Annotated in this window: 22 protein-coding genes; 6 read left to right on the top strand and 16 right to left on the bottom strand. The window is 65.4% G+C overall.

The genetic code is table 11. The features are described 5' to 3' along the window. Window positions 1-33 precede the first annotated feature (33 nt). From AC04SF_RS08110 to AC04SF_RS08095, 4 genes are all read right to left on the bottom strand, one after another. Window positions 34-855, bottom strand: a complete 822-nt coding sequence (locus tag AC04SF_RS08110; RefSeq protein WP_488477311.1) for a hypothetical protein — start codon at window positions 853-855, stop codon at window positions 34-36. Beyond that, window positions 855-2,351, bottom strand: a complete 1,497-nt coding sequence (locus AC04SF_RS08105; RefSeq protein WP_488477310.1) for a glycosyltransferase — start codon at window positions 2,349-2,351, stop codon at window positions 855-857. Before AC04SF_RS08105 ends, AC04SF_RS08110 begins: the two co-directional genes overlap by 1 nt. 647 nt (window positions 2,352-2,998) lie before the next feature. Then, window positions 2,999-4,072, bottom strand: a complete 1,074-nt coding sequence (locus tag AC04SF_RS08100) for a DUF5666 domain-containing protein (protein WP_488477309.1) — start codon at window positions 4,070-4,072, stop codon at window positions 2,999-3,001. Beyond that, complete coding sequence (locus AC04SF_RS08095) at window positions 4,069-4,938, bottom strand: DUF6502 family protein (RefSeq protein ID WP_488477308.1); 870 nt, start codon at window positions 4,936-4,938, stop codon at window positions 4,069-4,071. Before AC04SF_RS08095 ends, AC04SF_RS08100 begins: the two co-directional genes overlap by 4 nt. A gap of 400 nt (window positions 4,939-5,338) precedes the next feature. On the opposite strand from AC04SF_RS08095, the gene AC04SF_RS08090 reads away from it, so the two are divergent. Beyond that, complete coding sequence (locus AC04SF_RS08090) at window positions 5,339-5,728, top strand: Ros/MucR family transcriptional regulator (protein ID WP_488477348.1); 390 nt, start codon at window positions 5,339-5,341, stop codon at window positions 5,726-5,728. Between the two features lie 26 nt (window positions 5,729-5,754). Here the strand turns inward: AC04SF_RS08090 and AC04SF_RS08085 are convergent, their stop codons facing one another. Both AC04SF_RS08085 and AC04SF_RS08080 read right to left on the bottom strand, forming a co-directional pair. Beyond that, the gene (locus tag AC04SF_RS08085) at window positions 5,755-7,257 is read right to left on the bottom strand and encodes a helicase HerA domain-containing protein (RefSeq protein ID WP_488477307.1); all 1,503 of its coding nucleotides are present in this window, start codon (window positions 7,255-7,257) and stop codon (window positions 5,755-5,757) included. A gap of 316 nt (window positions 7,258-7,573) precedes the next feature. Continuing rightward, window positions 7,574-8,230, bottom strand: coding sequence for a glutathione S-transferase family protein (locus AC04SF_RS08080; RefSeq protein WP_488477347.1), 657 nt, complete (start codon window positions 8,228-8,230; stop codon window positions 7,574-7,576). A gap of 174 nt (window positions 8,231-8,404) precedes the next feature. Between AC04SF_RS08080 and AC04SF_RS08075 the strand changes: the two genes are divergently transcribed. Further along, entirely contained in the window at window positions 8,405-8,713 is a 309-nt protein-coding gene (locus tag AC04SF_RS08075; protein ID WP_095203923.1) for a hypothetical protein, read from the top strand. A gap of 96 nt (window positions 8,714-8,809) precedes the next feature. Here AC04SF_RS08075 and AC04SF_RS08070 read toward each other — a convergent pair whose 3' ends face one another. Continuing rightward, window positions 8,810-9,118 (bottom strand): hypothetical protein, encoded by a 309-nt coding sequence (locus AC04SF_RS08070; protein WP_488477306.1) that lies wholly within the window; start codon window positions 9,116-9,118, stop codon window positions 8,810-8,812. 171 nt (window positions 9,119-9,289) lie between these two features. Here AC04SF_RS08070 and AC04SF_RS08065 point away from each other — a divergent pair, with 171 nt between their 5' ends. Further along, window positions 9,290-11,440 carry an alpha/beta fold hydrolase gene (locus tag AC04SF_RS08065; protein ID WP_488477305.1) on the top strand — a complete coding sequence of 717 codons (2,151 nt, stop codon included), beginning with the start codon at window positions 9,290-9,292 and terminating at the stop codon, window positions 11,438-11,440. A gap of 17 nt (window positions 11,441-11,457) precedes the next feature. Here the strand turns inward: AC04SF_RS08065 and AC04SF_RS08060 are convergent, their stop codons facing one another. The 3 genes from AC04SF_RS08060 to AC04SF_RS08050 all read right to left on the bottom strand — a co-directional run bounded on the left by AC04SF_RS08060 (window position 11,458) and on the right by AC04SF_RS08050 (window position 14,321). Next, window positions 11,458-12,288 carry an aldo/keto reductase gene (locus AC04SF_RS08060; protein WP_488477304.1) on the bottom strand — a complete coding sequence of 277 codons (831 nt, stop codon included), beginning with the start codon at window positions 12,286-12,288 and terminating at the stop codon, window positions 11,458-11,460. Window positions 12,289-12,431: 143 nt separating this feature from the next. Continuing rightward, window positions 12,432-13,064, bottom strand: coding sequence for a Vgb family protein (locus AC04SF_RS08055; RefSeq protein ID WP_488477303.1), 633 nt, complete (start codon window positions 13,062-13,064; stop codon window positions 12,432-12,434). A gap of 36 nt (window positions 13,065-13,100) precedes the next feature. Further along, window positions 13,101-14,321, bottom strand: a complete 1,221-nt coding sequence (locus AC04SF_RS08050) for a helix-turn-helix domain-containing protein (protein WP_488477302.1) — start codon at window positions 14,319-14,321, stop codon at window positions 13,101-13,103. Window positions 14,322-14,694: 373 nt separating this feature from the next. On the opposite strand from AC04SF_RS08050, the gene AC04SF_RS08045 reads away from it, so the two are divergent. The 3 genes from AC04SF_RS08045 to AC04SF_RS08035 all read left to right on the top strand — a co-directional run bounded on the left by AC04SF_RS08045 (window position 14,695) and on the right by AC04SF_RS08035 (window position 16,860). Continuing rightward, complete coding sequence (locus AC04SF_RS08045; RefSeq protein ID WP_488477301.1) at window positions 14,695-15,444, top strand: DUF899 domain-containing protein; 750 nt, start codon at window positions 14,695-14,697, stop codon at window positions 15,442-15,444. Between the two features lie 111 nt (window positions 15,445-15,555). Beyond that, window positions 15,556-15,807 (top strand): hypothetical protein, encoded by a 252-nt coding sequence (locus AC04SF_RS08040; protein ID WP_488477300.1) that lies wholly within the window; start codon window positions 15,556-15,558, stop codon window positions 15,805-15,807. Between the two features lie 48 nt (window positions 15,808-15,855). Further along, window positions 15,856-16,860 (top strand): zinc-dependent alcohol dehydrogenase family protein, encoded by a 1,005-nt coding sequence (locus tag AC04SF_RS08035; protein ID WP_488477299.1) that lies wholly within the window; start codon window positions 15,856-15,858, stop codon window positions 16,858-16,860. Between the two features lie 64 nt (window positions 16,861-16,924). On the opposite strand, the gene AC04SF_RS08030 is transcribed toward AC04SF_RS08035, so the two are convergent. The 6 genes from AC04SF_RS08030 to AC04SF_RS08005 all read right to left on the bottom strand — a co-directional run bounded on the left by AC04SF_RS08030 (window position 16,925) and on the right by AC04SF_RS08005 (window position 20,817). Further along, window positions 16,925-17,683: an ATP-binding cassette domain-containing protein gene (locus AC04SF_RS08030; protein WP_488477298.1), complete on the bottom strand. Its 759-nt coding sequence runs from the start codon at window positions 17,681-17,683 to the stop codon at window positions 16,925-16,927. After that, on the bottom strand, window positions 17,676-18,836 hold the full coding sequence (locus AC04SF_RS08025) for a hypothetical protein (RefSeq protein ID WP_488477297.1): 1,161 nt from the start codon (window positions 18,834-18,836) through the stop codon (window positions 17,676-17,678). The genes AC04SF_RS08030 and AC04SF_RS08025 overlap by 8 nt, the downstream gene beginning before the upstream one ends. 75 nt (window positions 18,837-18,911) lie before the next feature. Continuing rightward, entirely contained in the window at window positions 18,912-19,313 is a 402-nt protein-coding gene (locus tag AC04SF_RS08020; RefSeq protein WP_488477296.1) for a periplasmic heavy metal sensor, read from the bottom strand. Beyond that, window positions 19,310-19,744, bottom strand: coding sequence for a hypothetical protein (locus tag AC04SF_RS08015; protein WP_488477295.1), 435 nt, complete (start codon window positions 19,742-19,744; stop codon window positions 19,310-19,312). Before AC04SF_RS08015 ends, AC04SF_RS08020 begins: the two co-directional genes overlap by 4 nt. Next, entirely contained in the window at window positions 19,741-20,337 is a 597-nt protein-coding gene (locus tag AC04SF_RS08010; RefSeq protein ID WP_488477294.1) for an RNA polymerase sigma factor, read from the bottom strand. Before AC04SF_RS08010 ends, AC04SF_RS08015 begins: the two co-directional genes overlap by 4 nt. A 96-nt stretch (window positions 20,338-20,433) precedes the next feature. Continuing rightward, complete coding sequence (locus AC04SF_RS08005) at window positions 20,434-20,817, bottom strand: hypothetical protein (protein ID WP_488477293.1); 384 nt, start codon at window positions 20,815-20,817, stop codon at window positions 20,434-20,436. Window positions 20,818-20,830 lie beyond the last annotated feature (13 nt).

Here is a 20,830-nt window from a genome sequence, read left to right as displayed (position 1 = left end):
TCCAGCTGTGCCGCACAGTGGTGCAACAAGCTCTCACCAAAACCCCACCAGCGACCTCAGCATCGCGGCCGGGCCAACCGCCTCGCGGCACGTCTCACGAAACCCGGCCCGTCCTGTTGCATCGAGCACATCGTCGTCGATGGCGCGCAGGATGGTGCTCGCGTTGCGCCAGCCGATCCTGGCCAGCGCCGATGTCAGCTCGGCGCGCGCCGGATCGAAGGCCTTTTCATTCGTCGCGCTTTCGGCGGGATCAAAGTCATTACTCGCGCCGAGTTTGTGCCTGGGAATCGCCACCTCGCTGCGAACGTCGAAAGGCCTGACACAGCCGAGGAAATCAGAGATCAGATAAAGCGACGTGGCCGGCGCCGCAACAAGCTGCTCATAGGCGACGAAATGCACAGGCGCGCCGGTGCGGCGAAGCGCATCCATGGCGAAATAGAACTGGTTCCAGTAATCGGCCGGCGAGCGGAACCTGTATTCCATGCGCTTGGGCTCGGTGAAATCCTGCCTGACTTCGAACGGTTGCTCGAGGAACGAGCCGAGATTCCCGTTCGGCTTGAAAATCGTGTCGTTCCTGGCAAGGCGGAACCATGACAGGATCTGTGTGACCGGATCCTTGCTCATGACGACAATGGGCAAGCCCCCATGGTCGACCTCGCGCCCGCTCATGAGCGCCGGGAAGATCCCGTGTTTCCAGAATCCCTGATCGAAGACGATTTGTACCCCGAGATAGCGTTCGAGAAGATACTTCGCCAGATTGGTGCCGGAGCGCGGTGTCCCCATCACCCGGACGGCATCAATGCCGGGCCGTTCCCGCGCCCCGCCGAGCGTCGACATGTTCACGATGCTTCCCATTACGCCCTGCGAAAAACGGGTTGATCGGCTACCAATGCGCCGGCCTGTCTGGCCGGCCCGGCCAGCACCGGATGCGGCCCGTAAATCCTGGGCGTCGGATCGTCTGAAGCGGTCTCCGCGACAGGGTCGAGTTCTGCGGCATGGTCGACTTCCGCGACATGGTCGACAATGGTCGCGAAAAACGCGCGCTCGCGGATCGGGCGGTATCGCGTCGCGATGGTGTGGCGCAACTCCGCCAGCCAGACCGGATCGGTGCAGGCCTTGGTGACCGCGGCGCACCAGGCTTCGACGTCGTGCGCGGGAATGGTCGGCATCAGGCCTTGCGTCGCCTCCGTCAGCGACGGCGCGTCCGAGATCAGCACCGGCAGTCCGAAATCCAGGCACTCGGCAGCCCCCAGGCCCCAGCCTTCGACCGCCGAGGGATAGACGCTGAATTCGGCATCCCGGTAGAGCTCCGCCAGCTCCCGGTCGCTGAGGTTGGAGCGGAACTGGACATGCTCGGCAAGCTCGGGATGCTCAGCCATGAAGGCGGTGAGTTCCTCATACATCCAGCCCCACCGGCCGCACAGAACGAGCGTCGGCAGCCTGTCCCCCAGCAGCGGCAAAAGCCGGTGCCAGACCTTGAGCAGAAGGATGTGGTTTTTCCGGATCTCGATCGTCGAGCAGTAGAGGACGAATTTGCGGTTCCGGTTTTGCTTTGCGACGGACATCTCCCGGTCGGTGACGCTTTCCCTCAGGAAGGCGCCGGGCGATGCAACCGCGACCTGGGGAATCCGGCGCAGGCCGGAGGCTTTCGCATGACACTTCACCCTGTCGGCGGTGTATTTCGACACGCAGACGAGCAGCTGCGCATTTTCCAGCTGCCATGCCGTGTTGCGGACGAAACCGCGCGCGTGATGCGGACCGACGAATTGCGGGAAGTCGATCGGAATGAGGTCGTGCATCAAGGTGAAGATGCCGCTTTTGGCTTTTCCCGTGAGCTTCTTGGCGGCGAACTCGTGCACGCTCGCACTGGACAGAAAGCAGATGGCGTTTTCGTCTTTCAGTGGATCTCCGGTGTCGAGCCTGCTTGGCCGCAGCGCCGACTTCACGATCTTGAAAAGCCGGATGGCCGTCTTGGACAGTTGGAACTTGATCCCGCGTCGCTTCTCGGAACCCGAGAGGAAGATCGCCGCCACGCGATCGAACTCGCGCCCGCAGGCGAAGGGCGCCTCCCGCATGATCGACAGCACTTTCCACAGCCGCGCCAGATACGAGCTGCCCTCGCCGCTAACCGGCTGCGGCAGGTCACCGTCGACCAGCCGGCGGAGATAGCGGAGCTCCGTTTCATCGAGCCGTTGGCCCTGCCCCCACGCGTCGACGATGAAGAAGCCGACCGGCGAGGACTTCCAACGAAGCGCCTGACGAATGAGCGCCGTTTCGACGCGCGGGATGCCCACTGGCGGATGCGGCCCCCAGCGAAACGGCAGGGACGCATCAATATACAGTTTTTTCAATGGCTTACCTCTGAGGTTGCTTCACCGAAATCAATCAATCCGGAGGCAACAAAATCCGTGGCGGTCAAAGCCGCATCCTTTCGGATTGTTTTGCCCTTGTTCCGAGGCCCGAGGGTTTGCAAATGATCGTCCCCAGGTGTCGACTTCTTATGCGTGGGAAATTTACCCACGTCAAGTAACGGTTGACTTGTGGGTTATTTTCCCACACATTGAGTCAGTCAGCGACTGTAAGAGGAAAGGAAGCCAAGACATTCCATAGGATTCAGCGGACCGTCCGCCCCCCGCATGGTCCGCGGAAAGCAGCCGTACCAAAAAAGCTCATACCCCCTACCCAACGAGCCCCGTACGGCTGTGCCGGCCGGTCCCGTCTATCGCAAAGGACGGACCGGCCGGATTACCGCTCCCTCCACACGCTGGCACATCAATCGCTTCGTCATCCTGGGGCGGAGCAAGGAGCGCAGCGACGCTTCGCAGACCCCAGGATCCATGCCGCGACTTCAAAGCCTCGCCACGGTGCAGAATTCTGCTCCGCTGCACGCCACGGCTAAGGTCACGGAATGGATCCCAGGGTCTTCGCGACGGAGCTGCGCTCCTGCTTCGCCCAGGGATGACGACGCGATGGCGGCTTCCGGGAAACGATGAAGGCTCTAAGGCCCGCCAGGGCCACCAGGCCCACCGGGACCGCCAGGTCCACCCGGCCCACCGGGGCCGCCCGGACCACCGCCGGGCGCGTCCGGTCCGCCCGGCCCAGGAGGCTGACCAGGCAGACCGGGTGAGTTGGGCCCGGGCATGCCGGAGCGGTTTGGCCCGCCCGCACCGCGACCACGCGACGCCGACACGATATTGCCCTCGCGATCAAATCCGACCTCGATAAACGCCCTGACGGCGCCGGTCGATTTCACGTCGCCGTTCTGGTTGTCGACGGCGACGCCCAGGCCCGATTCCAGCCGCCGTCCGCGGCGCTGCAGAAACGTCTCGTAGAGAACATCGGCGACATTGGCCTGGGGAACCGGCGCTTCCGCTTCCAGATGCAGGACCTTGTATCCGCCCGTAGCCTTGGTGAGGGTCAGCTGAACGCGCCGATTTGCCAGCGGCGACGATCCGGGTCCGATCTTGAGCTGCCCGACCAGCAACGCGCCCGACCGCACCGCCGCCAGGCCGCGAAGCTGATAGGTCTGCTCACGCGGCCTCGCTTCCACCAGGCTGGCGACGATTTTCCCGTCGGGTCGGCGAATGCCATGGACGGCCACGATATCGCCCACCCCAGCCTTCAATCCCTGCGCAAGCTGGCTGATGTCGACCTGCTGCCCCAGCACCCGCATCCAGCCGGCGGTCTTGCGCTCGACCGGCCCAACCACCTCGCTGGTGACATGGATCGCCGAGGTCATGACACGATCGGCCTTTTGCACCACCGCGACGCGCACGACATGCCCGATCTTCAGGCTGTTCGCGGCGACGCGGACGTCGTCGATCCAGACCGGCACGTCAGGCTGGTACTGAACCCGCACGCCGTTGACGAAAATGCTGCCGAAGCGCTGGATCGTCCCGACGATGCCGGTGCCGCCGATGCCTTGGTCGCCATCGTTCCCCGCCGTCCAGCCGGTGCCGCCAATGCCTTGGTCCTTCGACGGGTCGGTCGCCCGCGCGAGCAGACTGAAAAACGCCGCCGGCACGGCGGCTGCGAGCGTCAGGAAACCCCGTCTCGTCGGCCTCCCGCTCATGCCGTCTCTCCGCCGGCACCCTTGTCTTCAAGCTCTTCCTCGGCAACGAGCGACGTGCCGTCGGAGGTGAGGATATAGACACCCCAGTTCCACCGGCTGGTCCCGCCCGGGTCGCTCTGAATGGCCTGGTTTGCGTATTTGTTCAGGCGCAGCAGCGTCTCCACCGCGATCTCGCGGCTGTAGGCCTCGAGCGACCTGGCCAGCTCTTCCGACAGCCCGTCATAGTGGACGGCGCGCTCGAGGAAGGGCGGAGCATCGGCCAGGACGTTCTCGACCGAGGCGGCCGCATGATCCCCGAGATTGCGGGCAAAGTAGTAGAGCCGGACCTCGCCGTCGCCGCGCGGCACCATTGCCCCTTCCAACAGCACGATCCGGTCCTTGCCGTCTATTTCGACCAGCTTCCGGTCGAGCCAGTCGTCGAGAACGGCGCGTGGCCTGAGATCACGGGTCACCGATTCCACAAGGCCGGCAAAGGACGGCTCGCCCGCCTCGCTCGTCCGCGCCAGCGGCAACGGCACGCCCTTGGCGTCGACGAACTGCGGATCGGCGAGCCAGCGCGCGACGATGGCGCTCGTCCTGGAAACGGCATCGGGCACCACCCGCACCGGAGCGCCCGCCCCTCTCAGCCGGCTGACTTCCTTCCGGTGGACACCCGTCAGCAGGCTGACCCTGGAGTCGGTCTGCTGCTTGTCCGGCAGGGCGAATTCATGCTCCGCCACATTGACGTAGAGCTGGCGCAGCAGATCGACGAAGGCCGGAAAGGTCACGCCGCACTTGATGGCCAACCGCACCAGCGGGCGAAGAACCCGGTTCAACGCGTTCTGGACCCCTGCGGCATCCAGATATTGTCCCGCCGATTTGCTCATCGTCGTCCTTCACTCGCCAATCGTGAAATCGGTCATCCATCCCTCGGAAATTCCTGCCGAAAATAGCTTGTGGGAAATGCTTCCACAAGGGCGCTCGCCAAAGAAGCGGCATCGGCGCTCCTTCTGTCGCGCCAGTTCTGGTTGCCCGCATCCCGACGGGGAACGGTGCTTCGACTTGGCCGAAATCATCCAGGGGCGAGTTTCACGGCAGTTGACACGTGTGAAATTTTCCCACAACTATGATCCGGCAGATGCATCAGCCAGCCCATGCTCGTCAAGGAGAAACCTTTTGAAGAAGCCTTATGCCAGACCAACCATAGTCCGGACCGGAGGAATTTTCGAAGAAACGCCTGGTGAAGTCACCGACGGCGCCAACACGTTTTCTGGAAATGGAAAGCATATCGATCCCATTATTTTGATAGCCGCCGACATTGTCTCATCCTATGTCTCGAACAACCCCATTCCCGCCGCAGAGCTTCCCGACTTCATCGGGAAAATACACGCGTCGATCCGGAATATTTCGGATGGCGTTGCCGATGGCGGGCCCGACGAGATCAGATATGCCGTCCCCGTGAAAAAATCCGTCACGCCCGATTTCATCATCTGCCTGGAGGACGGCAAGCGTTTCAAATCGCTGAAGCGGCATATCGAGACAAACTATGGCCTGACGCCGGACCAGTATCGCAAGAAGTGGAACCTGCCTTCCAACTACCCGATGGTGGCCCCAAACTATTCCGCGACCCGCTCGAAACTCGCCAAATCCATGGGGCTGGGCCGCAAATCAAAATAGGCGGCCGGAGGCGGCGCGCGCCGCTCTCACAGCGCCAGGCTCCCCTGCTCCGCCTCCTCGGCATTGGGGTCGCCGGGCGCCGTGGCCCAGGCGAGTTCGACCAGCGTCACGGTGCGCTTTCCCGTGCCGTCGATCTGGCAGACGATCAGGCCTTGCTCCTCGATATAGGTCAGGAGACGCCGGGCGCGGCGCAGCGAGTGCGAGCCATAGGCGCGCGCGATCGCGGCGTCGCTCGGGCACGGCCAGCCCTCCTTCGCCGCCCGCGCGATCATCATGAACACGCCCTGCATGTCGTCGGGCAGCAGCGAGGCGCGCACGGATACGTCGCGCCACGCGTCATCCTGCGTCGTCTCGGAGCCAAGGCCGGCGCGGGCGCGCGTCAGCATGCGGCGGAACTCGGCGAGGTCCGGCACCACAGAGCCGAGACCTTCGATGCGGCAGCGCACGACGAATTCCTGGTAAAGCACGCCGATGACGCGAAAACCCGCATCGGGCTGCGCCAGGATGGCGCGCAGCACGCGGTCGACCCGCTCGCGCCGCTCGGCCAGATCCTCGGCGCTGATTTGCGGCTCCGCCGGTTCGGGGCGGATTTCCAGCGCCGCTGATTTCGCCGCCATCAGCTGGTCGAGCAGGTCTGGTGACGCCACCCGGCGCGGCGTGCGCACCGTCTCGGGCGGCGGTGCCGCCAGGATGATCGCACGGGCGTCCTCAAGGGCTGATTCCGGCATTGCCATCAGCCGCGGCGTGCCGTTGCGCGGGCTGGTGTCGGTCGGGCCGATGCGCAGGCCGAGCGGCCGTCGAGACAGCGCCGGCCCCAGCGCCATGAACTGCCCGCGCTCCAGATCGCGAAATGCTTCCGCCTGGCGCCGCTCCATGCCGAGCAGATCGGCGGCGCGCGCCATGTCGATGTCAAGGAAGGTGCGGCCCATGAGGAAATTGGAGGCTTCCGCCGCGACATTCTTGGCGAGCTTGGCCAGCCGCTGCGTGGCGATGATGCCGGCGAGCCCCCGTTTGCGGCCACGGCACATCAGATTGGTCATGGCGCCAAGCGAGAGCTTGCGCGCCTCGTCCGAAACCTCGCCTGCCACCGCCGGCGCGAACAGCTGCGCCTCGTCCACCACCACCAGCATCGGGTACCAATGGTCGCGGGCAACCTCGAACAGCCCGCCGAGGAAGGCGGCGGCGCGCCGCATCTGGTTCTCGGCGTCGAGCCCTTCGAGGTTGAGTACGGTAGAGACGCGGTGGATGCGCGCCCGCTCGCCGGCCGCCTGCAGGCCGCGCTCGGTATGCTCCTCGGCATCGATCACCAGATGGCCGTAACGCTCGCCGAGCGAGACGAAGTCGCCTTCGGGGTCGATGATGGTCTGCTGCACCCAGGGCGCGCTCTGCTCCAGGAGGCGGCGCAACAGATGCGACTTGCCGGAGCCCGAATTGCCCTGCACCAGAAGGCGGGTCGCCAGCAGCTCCTCGAGATCGAGGTTCGCTGGGGCGCCCGCCGTGGTGTGTCCCATCTCGATCGCAACGGTCATGTCTCGACTCAAAAAGGTCTCCTGCGCGGCATGGGGCTTAGCAACCCAGGTGCTGCCCGTCGAGCACCGATGGCCGGTCAGCCGGTGTTGCTCACAGTTGTGAGGAAGGGGCCGCCATGAGTGGCCGCCGCCGGCCGCCCCCTGTGGATAGTAACCTGTTATTCACCATAGGCCGGCGTTGCGATTGCAGAGGCCGGCCATCCGTCTAGCCTGACCTTGCATCGCGCCCCAACGGGATGCACCCCAACGCCCCAAATGGCGGCCGGCGTCTTCAAGTTCCCTTTGTGTATGCGCCGGTCGTCAGTTTTCCCTTGCATCAACGAGCTTCCGCCCCTTGCCGCGGCACCGGCGGCAAAGGCGGTGCATCCAGCCCCTCGAAAGGGTCGCGCCAGGCATCGATGGCTTCGAGCCGGCGATACCAGCTGATGAGCGCGGGATAGTCGCCGAGCGGCAGGCCGGCGGCATCGTTGAAGGGCAGGAAGGTCGCCATGCGGAAATCGGCATAGCTAAGCGATGGTCCGGCCAGCCATGGCCGGTCTGCCAGTTCCGCCTCCAGGATCGCGGCCCCCTTGTGGAAGTCATGCAACCCCTCTTTGACCTTCTCCTCGTCGATCGGCCCGATCCCATAGCGCTGCTTGGTGCCGCGCTCGAAATGCACGGCGTCGCACGCCCGCACGAAATTCTCCTTGCCCCAGCTCAGCCAGCGGATCATGTCGGGCTCGTCCTCGCCGGTGCGCCAGAAATCGGAACGCGCCGCGCGTGACAGCCGGCAGGCGATCGCGTCCGCCTCCCACAGGCTGCCGCCGGGCCATGCCAGGATCGGAATGGATAGGTTGGGATTGAGCGGCCGGAATCGCTCCGCTTGCCCCGGCGCGAAGGGTGACGCGAATTCGAAAGTCACCTGCGCCTCGAGATGGCGTGCCACCGCGACCGCCAGGCGCGGATTGGGATTGCGGCTGAAGTACAGTTTCATTTCGCTTCCAGCCGGCATTGGCTCGACCTTGTCATGCATAGATGCCTCTCCTTGTCCTGGCGAACATCGCCAGACCTAGGACGGAGGTGGCCGATCTAATCTGACAAAGTGTGGGTTGACCACCATCGATGGCGAGGCGACACTTCATCTCGCACCAAGGCAGGAGGAATTGCGATGGACGAGCCCGAACGGTGGCGCCACATGTCGACAGCGCCCAAGGACGGCAGCCGGATCCTGGTCACGGTCCGTCCCTCCGAGCAAGGGCCGGCGGAAGTCGACCTCGCCTACTGGGCGCGCGGCGACCAGTTCGCCGGCGAAGGCTGGCGGGCGTCGGATTCCTCACCCGGCCGCGTCGTCGAATATGCCGAGCCGGAGCTGAAATGCTGGATGCCCCTGCCCTCGGCCAATCTCAGCCGCGGCGGCTCGCTGCCGGCCCCCTGGGAGGGCGACGACGCGCAGCAATTGGATGGCTCGGGGATATGACGCCGCGTCATCGTCCCGATGCATCGCCGTCCATCAGCGGGCCTGAGCGGTTTGCAATGTCGGCTTTCGCTCGAGCCATCCGCCATTCAGGAGCGCTTACTTCCTCCCATGGGAAAAGCGGAGCGCTTCGCCATCCACATCAGGAGCACCGGCGGTCTTTGCCTTCTTCAAACCCCGGCCCAACAGGCGTACGACGATCCGCGCGGTCGTTAGCAGCAGTGGCTTGAGGGCTTTCCCCAAATCGGCACTGGATATCGCCGATGCCCGACTGGCCTTTTGCCGATCGAGGTAGCGTTCAAGCGCGATACCGTGGCGCAACTGTGCTGGTGCAGGCGCCCGATACAAGTCCGGCCGTGGACCAGCATCGAGCTGAAACGGCCAATCGGTGGAGCTTGAGGGCAACATGGCAATCTCCCGGGGTTTCTCCTGTCGGCAGACTGTCGGTTGCCGGCGTGACGAAGCAGGTGAAAGCTGCGTGATGGAATCGTGAAAAACAGCGCTGCCGGCAGATGGCGATTGAAATAGAGGCCGCTACACGAAACAATCGCAGTCGACACGTGGCTGGGGCGGGATCCGATGACGGGGCCTCATCTTTATCTGCTGGGTGGTTTCGACTTTGCCGGCGTCGGGGCGGTGGTCCCGGCCTTCAGCCGCAAGGCGCGGGCGATGATGGCTTATCTCGCACTGCAAGCGGGGCATTCGCAGTCGCGCGAGAAGCTCGCGACACTGCTTTGGGGCGTCAACAGCGAGGCTCAGGCCAGGATGAGCCTCAGGCAGGCGGTGTCGGCCGTGAGGAAGGCCATGCAGGCGTCAGGCGGCCGCTTCCTCACCGACGGTGACAACGTCGCCCTCCATCTCGATGAACTTGATTTCGATGTCGCCCGGTTCGAGGCATTGGCCGCCAGTTCAATGACTGAAGATCTCGAACAGGCGCTTCTCGTCTATCGCGGCGACTTGCTCGACGGCTTTGGGCTGAAGGAAGAGCCCTTCGAAGACTGGCTGCGGGTCGAGCGCGAGCGCCTGAGGGCGATGGCGGTCGCGGCGCTGGACAGGCTCGTTGCGCACTACTCGGCGGTCGATCCGGCATCCTGTGTACGCGCGGCAACGCGCCTGCTGACCATGGAGCCCCTGCGGGAAGACATCCACCGAGCCCTGATGCGAGCCTTGGCGGCTCAGGGCCGGATCAATCTTGCGCTGAGGCAATATGAAAATTGCCGTGGTGTGCTGCAGCGCGAGCTCAACCTGCAGCCCGAGCCGGAAACCCGCTCCCTCTATGACGAACTGCGAGCGCGCCGCATGGCGCCGCAAGCTCAGTCCAGGACGGCAAGCCCTGCCGCGCCCGCCGGAGCGTCGCCACCGACGCCAACCCATGCCGGCGAGCGGCGGCAGGCCTCGACCCACTATGCCAAATCGGCCGGGATCAACATCGCTTATCAGGTAACCGGCGATGGACCGATCGACCTGATCTATGTTCCTGGATGGGTTTCCAACCTCGATCTTGCCTGGTCGTCGCCGCGACTTTCGCACGTGCTTCATCGCCTCGGCACCTTTTCGCGCCTGGTCCGCATGGACAAGCGCGGCACGGGATTGTCAGACCGCAGCGTTGGTTTGCCGACCCTCGAGGAGCGAATGGAGGATATGCGGGCGGTGCTGGATGCGGTCGGCTCGAAGCGCACGGTTCTGTTCGGCAGCTCTGAAGGCGGACCCATGTGCATGCTGTTCGCGGCGACCTATCCCGAGCGCACCGCGGCACTTGTGCTCAACGGTACCTACGCCAGGGGCAGGTGGTCGAAGGATTACCCATGGGCAAGGACAAGCGAGCAGGTGGAAGAAGACCTGGCCGCCGTCGAGAGACAATGGGGCGAGCCTACGGACATGAGCAATGCGGCACCCAGCCTGATGAATGACAGCTTCGAGAGAGAATGGTTCGCCGCGTACCTCAGGAATTCAGCCTCGCCCGCCGACGCCATCGCGCTCTGGCGCTGGGGGACAGAAATCGACATCCGTGACATTCTGCCTACCATTCATGTTCCAGCACTGATCGTGCAGACGACCGGCGACCGCTGGGTAAAACCCGAAGAAGGGCGCTATCTGGCGACGCATATCGAAGGCGCCAGATACATTGAACTCGCCGGCCGCGATCACGTGATCTGGGGCGAGAATTCCGATCGTCTCGTCGACGAGATCCAGTCCTTCGTTACCGGCACCTTGCCGTCGGCGCCAGGCGAACGGATCCTGGTGTCGGTGCTGTTGCTGGAGATGGGTACCCCACCCTCCTGTGCCGGCGCGGACCTTGTCGAACGCCACGCTGAAGAAATCCGTGCCGAATTGCTCACCGCAGAAGGCAGGCAGATCAGGAAAGCGGCAAATGGATTTCTCGCCGTGTTCCAGAGGCCGACCCGATCCATCCAGTGCGCCATCGCGATCCGTCATCGCCTGCGACAATCGGGCCTCGATGTCCGCTGCGCGGTCCATACCGGCGAATGCGAGGAGCGCGGCGACGATCTTACCGGGATCGCGATCGAACTGGCATCGCGGCTGCTCGATAATGCCGAACCGGGCGACATCATCGCGTCGCGAACCGTGCGTGATCTCGTGGTCGGTTCCAGCCTGATATTCCAGGAGCTGGGCGAGATGGAAGCGAGCGGCCTGCCGGGCCTGCTTTCGTTCTTCCGGGTCAGCGAATCGCCTTCAGATCCGGAGGAAGGACATGCCCTCCCCCTGTGAGAGAGGGCACGCGACCGTCAAAACAAAAACGCCGCCGTAGCCGGGTTCGGGCCGTCGCGGCCGGTAGCCGAATCCATGCCGGCGATCGTCTCCAAATCCTGCGCGTCCAGTTCGAAATCGAAGACATCGAAATTGGCCGCGATGCGGTCCTGGCGGACCGACTTCGGGATGACGATCAGCCCTTGCTGAAGGTGCCAGCGGATGATCGTCTGCGCCGCCGACTTGCCGTGCTTCCCAGCAATGCCCGCGATCGTCGGGTCGCTGAGCAGCCGGCCGCTGCCCAGCGGGCTCCAACTTTCCGTATGGATGTTGTGCCGGGCGTGAAATTCCCTGAGCGCGCGCTGCTGGAAACGCGGATGCAGCTCGATCTGGTTGGCCACCGGAACCACGCCGGTCTCGCCGATGATGCGTTCCAGATGGTCCCTGTTGAAATTCGAAACGCCGATCGACTTGATACGGCCGGCCTGCTTGAGCTCGATGAGGGTCTTCCAGGCCTCGACATATCTGTCCCGGCTGGGCACCGGCCAGTGAATCAGGAACAGGTCGATCTGCTCGACGCCGAGTTTTTCCATCGTCTCGTCGAAAGCGCGCAGCGCCGCGTCACGCTGGTGGGCGCCGTTGCGCAGTTTCGAGGTGATGAACAGCTCGCGTCTCGGCACAGCGGCCGCACGGATCGCCTCGCCGACGCCCTCCTCGTTCTGGTAGCCTTCGGCCGTGTCGATCAGCCGGTAGCCGGCCTTGATCGCCCAGCCCACGACTTGGGCCGTGATGCCATGATCGACCTGCCACACGCCAAGGCCAAGCTGCGGGATGGTGGCGCCGTCGTTCAGCGTGATCTGTGCGGGCATGGTCGGGTCCTTTGCGAAGAGATGTCCGGGCGGTCGCCCAACGCAGCCTATCTAGGCACGCGCCGGGGCGACGACCAGTCGCCGTTGACAAATTCGCCAGGCTCGAACTTCGCAGCCCTGATGTCTGCGTCAGGGGAACCGGTTCATTTCGGCCGGCGCACCGCCCGCACCACTCCGGTTGACGTGCTGCCGCAGTAGAGGCGGTCTGCGCCATCGGATTCCAGCCCCGAGACGGTCATGCCGGCCGGCATGTCGAGCCGCTCCAGGAGCTTGCCGGTCTTGGGATCGACGCGACGCAAATCGCTCTCGTCGCCTTCCCAGGTGCCGTGCCACAGCTCGCCATCCACCCAGGTCACGCCGGTGACGAAGCGGCTGGATTCGATGCTGCGCAGGATTTTCCCGGTCTCGGGATCGATCTGGTGGATCTTGCGCTCGCGGTATTGCCCCACCCAGAGCGTGCCTTCGGCCCAGGTCAGCCCGGAATCGCGGCCGCCGCCGGGCGCCGGGATGGTGGAGACCACCGCGCCGGTATCGGGATCGATCTTCTGGATGCGATCATCGGCGAGCTGGTAAAAATACCGGCCGTCAAAGGCGGTGCCGGCATGTGCGGCGACATCGATCGAACGCAGCTTCTGTCCGCTTTGCGGATCGAAGGCATTCAGCCTGTCGCCAGAGGCAAACCAGACATTCTCGCCGTCGAAGCTCACCCCATGTATCCGCTCCACGCCGGGAAAGGGTCCGTATTCGCGCAGGATTTCGGCCGGTGAATGTTTCATGTCTTGATCCTCGTTTGATGGTGGAATGATCCATTCCTAACCAGTTGCCAGCGGCGCCGGGAGTAACAAGGTGGTCGTGAATCCGGCCACCGGCGGCGTCATCCAGCGGCGCGCCCTTCCGTGGCCGAAAGACTGCACCTTGCCGGCCTCGGCAAGCGGCTCGAGCGCCCGCTGCACGCTGCGCTGGCCGGTTCCGAGCGCCAGCGCCAGCGCCGAGCTCGACCAGGCCTCGCCATCGGCGAGCAAGGCGAGCACGGCGGCGTGCCGCTCCTCGATTGGCCGCGCCAGCACCATCACCGCGCGCGCCTGGCGCGGCGCCAACGTGAAGCCGCGCTTGGTGGCGCTGATGTCGGCCAGCGTGGCAAGCTCGGCGCGCAGCCGCCCGATCTCGACGCGCAACCGTGCACGATGCGATTCATCGGCATGCTTGCCGCCAAAGGCCCGTGCCACGAGCTCCTCGCGCGAGACATCGCCGGGCCAGGCTTCGGCAAGCGCACGCGCCAGTGCGAACAGCACCGGCCGGCTCGCCAGCGAGACCGTCCTGTCCCCGGCACGCACGGCGTAGCGAAACGCGTCGACGACCAGCGCCGGCGACCCCTGCAGCGCCTCGACCTCTTCGAGCAGCAGCGGCCGCTCAGCACCTTGCGTGATCAGCCGCGCCGCCGGCGTTTCCAGCGCGAGCGAAGCGGTGGCGACCTCCGCCATCAGGCCTGGAATGCCCGCCTGCCGGGCGGCGTTGCGCGCCCATTCCAGTGCCGCGCGCGCCGGCCGGGTCCTGAGCCGCCGCATGGCGATGCCGGCGACGGCGAGTTCATGCGCGGCCCGCGCGGCCGGCGGCAGCGGCGTCGGGTCGAGCCCGGCCAGCACATGCTCGGCCTCGTCGAGCCGGCCGATCAGCAGCAGGCGCCGCACCTTGAGATGGCCGGCATGCGCCGCGTTCAGCCGGTCGCCATGCTTTTCCAGCGTCGTGCGCGCCGCGTCGAGCGCCTTGGCCGGCCAGCCCAGGTCACGCGAGACCAGCGCGATCTCGGCCTCGGCGACGACGCATCTGGCGCGCGCGACAGCCTCTTTCGGGCTGAACGCGCGGGCCGCGCGCCGCAAGAGCAGCTTGGCGCGGTCGAAATCGCCGAGCTGCGCCATGGCGATGCCGCGCAGCGCCAGCGCCGGCGCATCCTCGCGCAAGGCGACGCGGTCGAGCGCGCCGAGCGGATCGCCCGCCGCCAGCGCCAGCGCTGCCGCGGTAATCAGCGAGTCCATTCAAATCCCGTCACACTTGTAACTCCCACCCCCGCACCGCCCTAACTTAAATCACCACTGCCGGCCAGCAAGCCGCATCGAGCCGAGGGAGACCTAGCCATCTGGCTGAGAACACCACCGGCACGATTGACGCCAATTCCGGCACTCGATAGCCTGAGCATCTCAGGTATTCATATTAAGCATCTCATTAGAGGTAGTTGAAAATGCCTGCAACCGACAATCTCGAACACACCGCACGGCCCCGCCACCCCTGCTGCGCCGGGCCGGAGGATGCAAATCCCGTCGCAGATGTAACTCACCCCTCCCCGCTTCACCGCCCTAGCCTGGATTCCCAGGTGGCCCGCGACGGCACCACTGGCAAAGGAGAAGACCAATGACCAAGCACATGACAATGCAGACCCCGCCGATCGTTTCCAGGCAGGAATGGGACGCCGCGCGCGAAAAGATGCTGGTGAAGGAAAAGGCGACGCTGCGCGCCAAGGACGCGCTCGCCGCCGAACGCCGGCGCATGCCGTGGATGGAAGTGGACAAGGCCTATGTGTTCGAAGGCCCGAACGGCAAGGCAAGCCTGCTCGACCTGTTCGAAGGCCGCCGCCAGCTGATCGTCTACCGCGCCTTCTTCGAGCCGGGCGTCTATGGCTGGCCCGATCACGCCTGCCGCGGCTGTTCGCTCGGCGCCGACCAGGTCGGCCACCTCGCCCATCTCAACGCCCGCAACACCACGCTTGCCTACGCCTCGCGCGCCCCGCAGGCCGATATTGCGCGGCTGAAGACACGGATGGGCTGGGCGATGCCCTGGTACACGATCACCGACAGCTTCGACAAGGATTTCGGCGTCGACGAATGGCACGGCCACAACGTCTTCATCCATGAGGGCGACCGCATCTTCCGCACCTATTTCATCAACAGCCGCGGCGACGAGGCGATGGGTACGGTCTGGAGCTATCTCGACGCCACCCCGCTCGGCCGCCAGGAGGTCTGGGAGGACTCGCCCGAAGGCTACCCGCAGACCCCGCTCTACAGCTGGTGGAACTGGCACGACAATTATGAAGCGGGCGCCGACAAGAAATGGGCCGAAGTCGCCGCCGCTGGCGAAGCCGCCTTCAGGGACAAGGCCGAGTAGCAGAACCTGGCAAGAGCGAAGCCCCCTGCCCAGCTTGGGTTCCTCGCCCCCACGAAGGTGGGGGCGAGGAACCACGCCCTGACAGGCCACGACCATCAAGGGATCACGACCATGAGCGATATCCATTCCGGCAGCGCCCCCTCCGAAAGCACCGCCTCCTTAGGCATAGCCGACTGGCTGTGCCTCGCTGCGGCACCGACCTTCGCCGTGATGGCCCTGCTCTCTTGCCTGCAGGGCAGTGACGCCACCATGCTGTGCATGGGCACCTCGCCGCTGACCGGCATGGCAGCGATGTATCTCTTGATGAGCGCCTTTCATCTCGCACCCTGGCTGCGGGTGATCTCTGGCTGGCAAGTCCGATAGATCCACCCGCCCACGCCACCCGAACGTCCCCACACATCGGAGAAGACAATGAAGCTCGTCAGGCTGAGGGCGCCGGGTGGCCTGGACCGGCTCGACCTGGTCGAGGAAGACCCACCCCAACCGGGACCCGGTGACCTGATGGTGAGGATCCGCTCCTGCTCGTTGAACATGCGCGACGATTTCGCGGTGCAAGGCAAGACACCGCTGGCCGATGGCCGCGTGCCGTTGTCCGACGGCGCGGGCGAAGTGATCGCCGTCGGCAGCGGCGTCGATGCGCTCAAGCCCGGCGACAGCGTCGTCAGCACCTTCTACCCCTGGTGGCAGGACGGCGACATGACCCCCGCCACAAGGCGCGACATTCCAGGAGAAAGTTTCGACGGCTTCGCCAGCGAATATGTGTGCATGCCGGCACAGACCTTCACGAAAGCTCCGGCGGGCTACACGCATGCCGAAGCCGCGACGCTGACCTGCACCGGCGTCACTGCCTGGCGCGGCCTGGTCGTCTGCGGCAAGGTCAAGCCCGGCGACACGGTGCTGGTTCTCGGCACCGGCAGCGTGTCGCTGTTTGCGCTGCAATTCGCAAAGGCCGCCGGCGCCCGGGTCATCGCCACTTCCTCCGACGAGGAAAAGCTGGAGCGGCTGAGCCGCCTCGGCGCCGATGCCGTCATCAACTACAAGGCCGTGCCGGACTGGGGCCGCAAGGCCAGGGAGTTGACGGCAGGACGCGGCGTCGACCACGTGATCGAGGTCGGCGGCCCTGCCACGCTGGCGCAGTCGATAGCCGCCTGCCGCACAGGCGGTCACATCGCCCTGATTGGCGTGCTGACCGGCTTTGCCGCCGATGTCTCGATCCCGGCCGTGTTCTCGAACCAGATCCGCATCAGCGGTATTTCGATCGGCAGTCGGGCGGATCAAGAGGACATGATCCGTGCGATCGAGATCAACGGCATAAAGCCCGTCATCGACCGCCGTTTCCCGCTGCGCGACATCGCCGCCGCCTTCACGCACTACGCAGCCCGGAAGCATTTCGGCAAGGTTTGCCTGGAGATCTGAAAACCTGCGTGGTGGCAGCCGTCGCGAAACGGCTGCGTTTCAGCCGTTCAAGCGAAAGGTGCCCTCATCCATCGGCCGCCTGGACCGTCAGCGCCCGCATGACTTCGGCCTCGAAGGCGCCGGGCATTCGGCCGGCCTCGGCCAGTTGCCGGGCCTGCCAGGCGCGCGCCATGCGGCCGTCGGCCAGAAGGACGGCGCGGTTACACAGGCCCGGCACGGACTCCACGACATGGTTGGAGATGATGACGGCATGGCGGCCGCTGGAAGCCAAGGCCAGGATGATGCGCTTCACCTCGAAGGCGGCAAGCGGATCGAGGCCGTTCAGGGACTCGTCGAGGATCAGCAGCGGCGGCGCACCGAGCAGGGCCGCGGCAATGGCGATCTTGGCCCGCGTGCCCAGCGAATATTCGGCGATCGGCCGCTCGATCCAGCGCTTCAGCCCAAGCCGTTCGGCGACATCGACGCCAGGCCAGTCATCTTCGGCGCAACCGCGGATCGAGGCGACGAGTTGGAGATACTGCCGCCCGCTCAGCGCCGCCGGCAGGTCGGATGGATCCATGGCAAGGCCGAAGCCGGATTTGGCGCGCTCCGGCGCGCCGGCAAGGTCGGCGCCGTCGACCGTCACGCTCCCTCCGAGCGGCCGGATCTGGCCCGTGATCGCCCTGAGCAAAGTGGACTTGCCAGAGCCGTTGGCGCCGAGCAGGCCGAGGATGTCGCCCCTGACGAGCGACAGGTCGATGCCGCTGACGACCGCGCGGCCACCATAGCCGGCGCTGAGCCGGCGAACCGCGAGGATTTCGGCAGGATCGATGCTGCTATCCATGGCGGTATCTCCGTTGCGCCCGGTGCCACAGAAACAGCACAAGGGCGGCAAGACCAATCAGCACCGTGCGCCCATATTCGAGCGATTCGTAGCTGGCGTAGGCGATGGCACTGAGGAAGCTCAGCGCGGCGACGAACGGTGCGGTCATGAAATAGGCTGCAAACACCGCATAGGCGCCGTTCAGCACCAGCAGCCAGAAGCCGCTGGCGAGCGGCATCGCCCAGGCCGACGGTTCCGCCGCCAGGGCAGCGCCCGCCGGCAAGAGAAAGAAAGCGACCGACAATTGCAGGGGCAGCCGCGCCAGGCGCAGCCAGGCCCTGACGAAGCCTAGCGGCGCCGTGCGCAACACCGGCGAGCCGAGTGGATGGAAGCGCGCGCTCAGCATGAAGACCAGAAGGCCGCCGGCCAGCCCGGCCATGGCAGCCGGCACGGCATCATGGTGGGCAAGGCTGATGGAGCCGGCAACGACCGCAGCGAGACCGAGCAGTATGGCCGCGCCAGCCAGCCGCCATGAAAACCTTACGCGGCCGGCCGGCAGGCCCCATGCCCAGCTCGAGAGCCAGGCCGGCGTCGCACGATCGAAGGCACCGAGCCAGGGCTTGCGCCCGCCCGGCTCCCCAGCCGGATCGGCATTGCCGATGCCGACCAGGTCGCGAGCGCTCCGCAGGCGCAGCACGGCTGCCAGGCAGAAGCCGGAGCCAAACAACATCACGGCGCCAAGCCCCCAGGCCGGCGCCAATGGTTTGGCGATGACGAAACAGCCAAGGCCTGTGGCCGCCGCGACGATTAAGGCAAGAGGAACGCCCAGCGCCCATGCCGCCACCGCCGCCATGCGCCGGCGCTCGACCAGTGAGAGCGGCAATGCTTTCAGGAAAGGCGCGAAGGCGCGCGACAGGCAAAGTCTTGCGACCGCACTGCCGGCGAAGCCGCCAAGGCAAAGAAGTGCTCCCGGCAGGCCGACCGTCCACAGCATCTGCGCCTGCAGCAGCGTGGCCGCCGCGGCCTGCAGCGCGATAGCGATATCGGCGATGGCGTAGGCGAGCAGCGCCCCACCGCCAGCCACGATCCAGGCAAGGTCGCGGCGGCGCATCGAGCGCAAGCCAGCCGAGAGCTCGCGCCAAATCAGGATCAGGACAAGCCTGTCGTGCCGCATTGTTCCATCTTCGCGATCGCAACCGGTTGGACATCGACATAGGTCGGCGACAATTGTGCCGCCAGTAGGGCCGGCTCAGCCGCCCTGGACGGACTTTGCGTTGACGTTCTTCAGAGCGGCCAGGAGATAGTCCTGCATGGTCGCCTGAAGGTTGGTCGTTGCGCTGCGCACCGCCGCCATCGCGTCCTTCACCGCCGCTTCGTTAAAGGGTTTGCCTGTTTGTGCCGCCGCCAGATTGGCGCGCGCGGTGCGCAGGTCGCGCAGTGCCTGGAAGGTGCGCGCGCGGTTGTCGCGCAGCACTCCACGGAACTCCTTCCTCACCTCGGGCGGATAAGAGCTGGCAATCTCCGACAACAGCACGCGCGCCGCCGCGCCCTGGCGTAGGCCCTGCATGGCATAGCCGACCAGGAAGAAGTTGACGGCCAGCGAAAGCGCAAGCAGCACCAGCGTCGCCGTCCATATCCAGGAACGCTTCAAAGCGAGCCCTCCCCTGCCGGATCATCCGCGACAACACCGCTATCGGCAGGCGACGATCCCGACGCCAGAGCCAGAAGCTCCGTGTCGGACGGATCGTCCTGCAGCCGCGCCACCTGGTAGCCTGCCAGCGTCGCCGCCACGAGCGCGGCAGCGGCGCAGGCCGCGAACCCGGCCGGACTCAAGAGCAGGCGCGCCAGGAAGGATGGGCCGGCGGAGCCGGCTTCGATGCGAGCCAGCACCTTGCTAGCCAGTTCCTGGTCATCGCCATCGGTCAGCGCCGCCTCGAGCACGAGGCGGTCGAGCGCGGCATCCGGATCGTCATTCCGCTCCTCCGCCATCAAGGCCAGCGCCTGCTGGCGGAAGGGCGCCGGCCATGCCTCGACGGTGTCGCCGAAGCGGCGACGGTTTCGTTCGAATTCGTCCCGTGTCATGAGGACTTCCTTTCACGGCCCACGGCCGCCATTGCCAAATGATCCCTGAGCGCGCGCCGTCCGCGCACCAGCAATTGCTCGGCTGAGCCGATGCTGCTGCCCATCACCTCGGCGATCGCCGCGATGTCGAGATCGCCGACGGCCCTGAGCAGCACCGCCATGCGTTGCCGCTCCGGCAGGCGCGAGAGCCCGTCGCGCACGATCGCCAGTTCCTGCCGCGCAGCGGTCGTCGCCTCGGCATCCGCCTCAGGCGAGGCGACCTCGTCCCTGATATCGTCGAGCCCGATGAAGCTGCGTAGCGCCCTGCGTCGACGCTGGTCGATGCACCGGTTGGCGGTGATCCGATAGAGCCAGGTCGAAGCCCGCCCCTTGGCCGGATCGAACCTCCCGGCTTGTTTCCAGACGGTCACGAACACCTCCTGCACCACATCCTCGGCGTCGCCAGCATTGCCGAGATAGCGCGTCGCGAACATTCGCAGCCCACGGCCATGGCGGGCGATAAGCTCGGACAGTGCGCTTTGGCTGCCCGCCGCGATGCGCACCAGAAGGTCATCGTCGCCACGGGGCTCCTCATGTCGCACGGCGGCGCGCATCCATGGACGAGACTGCTGGTTCGGCGAATCCGAAATTCGCATCGATCAGGAAGAGCACAGAAACGAATTTCGGATTCAAATCCATCACACCAGATGTCAGCGCCGCCAGCGGCGGAAGCCATGGACCGTGTTGCCGTTCGGGCCGGTGAAGCTGCCGGCCGAGCGGCCCCGGAACGGCCCGCGTGCCGATACCTGCTTGCCGGAGAAGGACTGCCCGTTCGGCCCGGTGCCAGAATAGCTTCTGGCGCAGCGGTCAACAACGCCACCCACGCATTTGGAACTCGACGTGTAGGTGCCGCCATTGGGACCGGTCCGGGTGGTCGAGCCGGTGTAGACATTGCCGTCCTTGCCGACGCTGCGGTTGATCTCGCCGCCATGCACGGTCGGGCGTTGCCATTCCTCGGCCGCGGCCGGCGAAGCGGTCGACCAGACAAGCATCGCACCGAGACATAAAATCGGAATCTTTACCGAAGACAACATGTCGTACTCCTTG

The organism is Mesorhizobium sp. CNPSo 4671 (genome assembly GCF_057784245.1).
The sequence above is the reverse complement of the archived record's forward strand: the minus strand, read 5'-3'. Positions and strand labels throughout refer to the sequence as shown.